Origin of the sequence: Rubrivirga sp. (genome assembly GCF_049648075.1) — a bacterium.
Classification (GTDB): Bacteria; Bacteroidota; Rhodothermia; order Rhodothermales; family Rubricoccaceae; genus Rubrivirga.
In genome coordinates, this window is record NZ_JBARYR010000130.1 from 1 (window position 1) to 4453 (window position 4453).

General features: G+C 67.1%; 5 protein-coding genes and 1 pseudogene. All 6 read right to left on the reverse strand.

The window, feature by feature from the left end:
- A partial coding sequence (locus WBA11_RS03700) for a gluconate 2-dehydrogenase subunit 3 family protein (protein ID WP_424519376.1) occupies positions 1-422 on the reverse strand: 422 nt, incomplete at its 3' end.
- Positions 423-475: 53 nt separating this feature from the next.
- Positions 476-1774 (reverse strand): MFS transporter, encoded by a 1299-nt coding sequence (locus tag WBA11_RS03705; RefSeq protein WP_424519377.1) that lies wholly within the window; start codon positions 1772-1774, stop codon positions 476-478.
- 30 nt (positions 1775-1804) lie between these two features.
- Positions 1805-2524, reverse strand: coding sequence for a 3-keto-disaccharide hydrolase (locus WBA11_RS03710; RefSeq protein WP_424519378.1), 720 nt, complete (start codon positions 2522-2524; stop codon positions 1805-1807).
- 113 nt (positions 2525-2637) lie between these two features.
- Positions 2638-3066 carry a hypothetical protein gene (locus WBA11_RS03715; protein WP_424519379.1) on the reverse strand — a complete coding sequence of 143 codons (429 nt, stop codon included), beginning with the start codon at positions 3064-3066 and terminating at the stop codon, positions 2638-2640.
- A gap of 83 nt (positions 3067-3149) precedes the next feature.
- Complete coding sequence (locus WBA11_RS03720) at positions 3150-3938, reverse strand: hypothetical protein (protein ID WP_424519380.1); 789 nt, start codon at positions 3936-3938, stop codon at positions 3150-3152.
- A 272-nt stretch (positions 3939-4210) separates the two neighbouring features.
- Positions 4211-4453 (reverse strand): annotated as a pseudogene (locus WBA11_RS03725) (phosphatidic acid phosphatase); the annotation flags it as partial.

Consider the following 4453-nt stretch of genomic DNA (forward strand, 5'->3'; position numbering starts at 1 on the left):
GCGCCCGGCTGCTCGGCGTACGCCTCGGCGTCCATGGTCGCGATCAGCTCGGCGCGGGCCGCGTCCTCGAGGTCGACGAACGAGCCGTTCGCGCGGCGGTCCACGGCGTCGAGGCCGGCCACGAACTGGTCCCGCTCTTCGGGCGCGTACCAGTCGGTCAGCATCATGTCGATAAACTGCGGCACGCCGGCTTCGGCGGCACCTGGCGTGTCGGTCTCCGGGATGATCTGGTCGACGATGGCGGCCAATAGAATCGGCTGGGTGCCGGTGAGCGTTTGGTACTCGTAAGCCGCCAACTCTGCTCCTCCCGGCGTCTTGCAGCCGGCGAGCAAGCCGGACGCGAGCGGGACGGTGGCCACGCCGCCGAGCACGGCAGAGAGCCGGCGAAGCGCGCTGCGACGGTCGATGGTGGGATTAAACATGGGATCGGGCCGTCCTCGAGGTCGCGCCCTCGCGGACGCATCGAGGCCGGGGCTTAGGAGATGGCAGGAACGGCGGCCTCGGTGGCCGGCGTGAGCGACGCGCTCGGCGCGTCCGCGGCGGGCTCAACGGTGGTGACCTCGGAGCGGTCGACGCGGTCGTTGAACAGGAAAATGAACAGCACGAGAACGACCGCGGCGAAGACGGCTGGGATCCACCAGAACTGGGTCCACTCGGCCAGCGGCAGCGTACCACGTCCGGCCAGGAACGAGTTGTAGACCGCGCCCGCGACCTGCGCGCCGATCAGCATGCCGACGCCGTAGGTGACCAGAACCAGCAGGCCTTGAGCCTGACCGCGAACGGCCGGCGTGCTCTTCTTCTCGACGTAGATCTGACCCGTCACGAAGAAGAAGTCGTAGCAGATGCCGTGGATCAGAATGCCGCCGACGATCATCCAGGTCACGGCCTCCGGCGCCGCCAACGCGAACAGAGCATAGCGGACGACCCAGGCGAACATGCCCGCGGCCAGCATCCACTTGACGCCCCACCGCACGAACAGCAAGGGCATCAGCAACATGAACGCGACCTCGGACACTTGTCCGAGCGACTGCGTCGCGGCGATGTTCTCGAAGCCGGTCGCCTCGAGGAAGAGCTGGGTAAAGTTGTAGTACGCCGCGAGAGGGATGCAGATCAGCAACGACGCGGCCAGGAACACGAAGAACGGCCGGCTCGCAAGCTGCCGGAAGGCGTCGACACCGGCGATGCTCGCGACCGAGACCGGCTGGCCCTTGGCGACCGGCGGCGTGTTCGGGAGCGTGAACGAGAACAGGCCCAGGATGATCGACCCGACGCCGGTCATGTAGAGTGGCCACGCGGTCGCCTCGGCCGTCACGCCCAGGACGGGCGATAGGACGAACGAGATCGAGAGCCCGGCGATGATCCAGCCGATGGTCCCGAACACTCGGATGATGGGAAACTCTTTCTCCTGGTCCTCGAGTTGCTCGAACGCGATCGTGTTCGACAACCCCAACGTCGGCATGTAGCACAGGTTGTAGGCCAGCAGCGCCAGGATGAAGATGGTCGGGTTGCCGATCAAGGACGGCGCGGCCAGCATGAACACGCCGCCCAGCAAGTGCAGCACGCCGAACACGTTCTGAGCCGCGAAATAGCGGTCGGCCACGAGTCCCAAGAAGAACGGCGCCACGATGGCCGCGACGGGGTTGACGGTGTACGGCCAGTGCGTCAGGTCGCCGAGCCCTTCGGCGGCCATGTAGACGGCGACCGTCGTGTACCACGCGCCCCAAACGAAGAACTCCAAGAACATCATCGTGCTCAAGCGAGCGCGGATGGCCATTGACGTTGCAGATGCCATGTCGGTCGTGGGCTAGAGCGAGCGGATGCGGACGGCGCGGACGCGGAGCGTGTCGCCGTGGTCCTGAATCCCGATGATCCCGGTGCGCCGCGTTCCATAGGCCGGGAAGGTGTCGGCATCGCGGAACTTGCTGACCGCCAGGCGCGCGTTCCAGTCGTCCGAGCCTTGCTCGGCCTCGAGGACGAGGCGGCCGTTCAGCCAGTGCTCGAGGCGGTCACCGTCCGCGACGATGCGCGTCGTGTTCCACGCGCCGCCGGGGCGCTCGGCGCCGGGCTCGGGCACGTAGAGGTCGTAGAGCCCGCCGACACGGTGCGACGGGTACTGGCCGTCCGGGTGGCACGAGTCGTCGAGGATCTGGGCCTCGAGGGCGGTCCGCCAGATCGGAGCCAGGTCGGCGCTCTCCTCGCCCCGGTAGAAGATGCCGCTGTTGCCGCACTCCTGAACGGCCCACTCGACCTCGAGGGCGAAGTCGCCGTACGGCCCGCCGGGCGCGACCAGGTCGCCGTCCCAGTCGCCGCCGTCGGGCACGAGGATCATCACGCCGTCTTGGACGGACCACTTGTCGGAGACCTCGTCGGTGGCGTAGCCGTGCCAGCCCTCGAGGGTGGCTCCGTCGAACAGGTCGGTCCAGCCGTCGGCCTCACCGTCCTCGAGGACGGCGCGGGCCGTTTGGTCTGCCATTCCGCCGCAGGCCACCAACGGGAGCAGGAGGAGAAACGAAGCGAGGCGCATCAACGAACCATGAAGGGTTGTCAATGTAGGCCTATCTGCGTCAGCGTGAAAGCCCTTCCACGGTCCCGCGGCGGCCTCGAGGACGGTGGTGGCTGTCCCGAGAGCTGGCAGGCCTAGACGTCCCGCGACCGGAGCTCGATCTGGAAGTCGCCGCGGGCGCTGCCGCTGCCCTGGAGCGTCCCCTCGATGATGCCGGGGTCTTCGTTGACGAGAACGCCCGAGAGGCTCCCGATAAACGGCGCTCGGTCAAACGCGAGGCGCAGGAACAGCCTCCCCTCGACGAACGACGAACCGCTGTCGATAAAGAAGGCGAGGTCCCCCTCTGGAATGTCGCGGACGGTCCCCTGGCCTGCGACCTCGACGCCGTTGTCGGTCATGCGGACGGTTACGGGGTAGCGAGGCGCACCCTCGACGACGGGATCGAACACAACGCCCTCCCAGACTCCAGTCACGCCGATGGCGTCGGGGCCGCTGCTGTCGCAGGCGGAGAGCGTCAGGAGCGCGACGAGCGCGAGCGGGACGAGAGCGAAGCGGCTGATCATCGAGGACGAGATAAGGTCAGTGCGAAGCTAGCCGACCTCGAGGCCGAGCGTAGGGCGCGACCCGCCCTCGAGGGCGGGCTGCCCTACTCGCCAGCGTAGACGAGGTGCGGCCCGCCGAAGTTCATCGCTCCCCATTTGTGATCGTACACGATGAGGCTATCTCCTTGCACCACCCCGAACGCTCGGTCCCCGGAAGCGGGATCGAAAGCGATCACAGAGCCGCCCCGAACGTATCTGCCAGTGTTCCGCCGAGGCTCGGTTAGTGGACTGTAGGTACCGTCGCCTCGCCCCTGAGCGTAGGCCAGCCAAGCCGTCGCCTCGTACGTGCCGTCTCTCCGCAACGCTACCCGCGCGCTGTCCCACCGAAGTCCCCCTCGAGAACTGCTGGGGCTGCCGGTAAAGAGGGGAAGGCGCTCGTTTCCACGAGGACTGAGTAGATACGCGAACCGATACGAGTCATCGGCCTCGTCTCCCCCGTTGCGCACCTCCCGGTCGACCTCCGTTCCGTACTCGTTGAGCAGGACGACGTGTTGGCAGAGCCCCCCGATCCTCTTTCGGCCGCCTGGGTGTGCGACCGAACTCAGGAGCACCGTCGTCGGCTCGGAAAGAGAGGGGCCGATGGTGCCGTAGAAGAGGTCGCCATCGTCCGATCGGAGCGCGAGCAGAGACCGAGTCCTCGTCATAGCGCCCGAGACGCGCACGCTGTCCACAGGAGCCGAGGCGAACGGTTGAGAGCGGATTGCGAGGTCGAGCACGAACCGGCCGTCCTCGAAGCGGATGTTCCCTCCCTCCAAACGCGTCGACCGGGGCGGCTCCAGGCGCTCATCGTTGACGGGGACGTCGTAGGAGCAGTCGTTGACGCCGACGAACAAAGGCTCCCCGTTCCCCAGCCCGAATGATCCACCCGTCATGACGAACTCGAGGACGCTCGAGGACGGAGGGGGCTCGGGCGTCGGCGGGTCAATTGGCCCAGGACGCTCGACGCTTCCGCTGTCACACGCCGCAAGGGCAACGGCCAACAAACAACAGAGCAGGAAGCGGATTGGCACGGACATGGACAGGAGTTGTACAAACGTATGCCTCGCCCTCGAGGGCGCGCACATACAAATAAACATACCCTACGTCTCCTCGCCCTCGAGGCCGGCTACCGCCGCGCCACGTTCGGCGCCCGCGTCGACAAGCGCTCGAGGTGCAGACCACCGACGCCCCTCCCCTGCTCCAGGCCGTAGTCGGCGGCCATGCGGTAGTGGATGCCGCCGTAGAGCCGGCTGAGGGCGGCTTCCTCCGCGGCCTCGCGGAACGAGCCGAACGTCCTCGAGGGCAGGCCATAGGGAATCTGGACGGTGTCCTCGAAGGCGAAGTCGTCGCCGTAGAGGCCCGTGAGCGC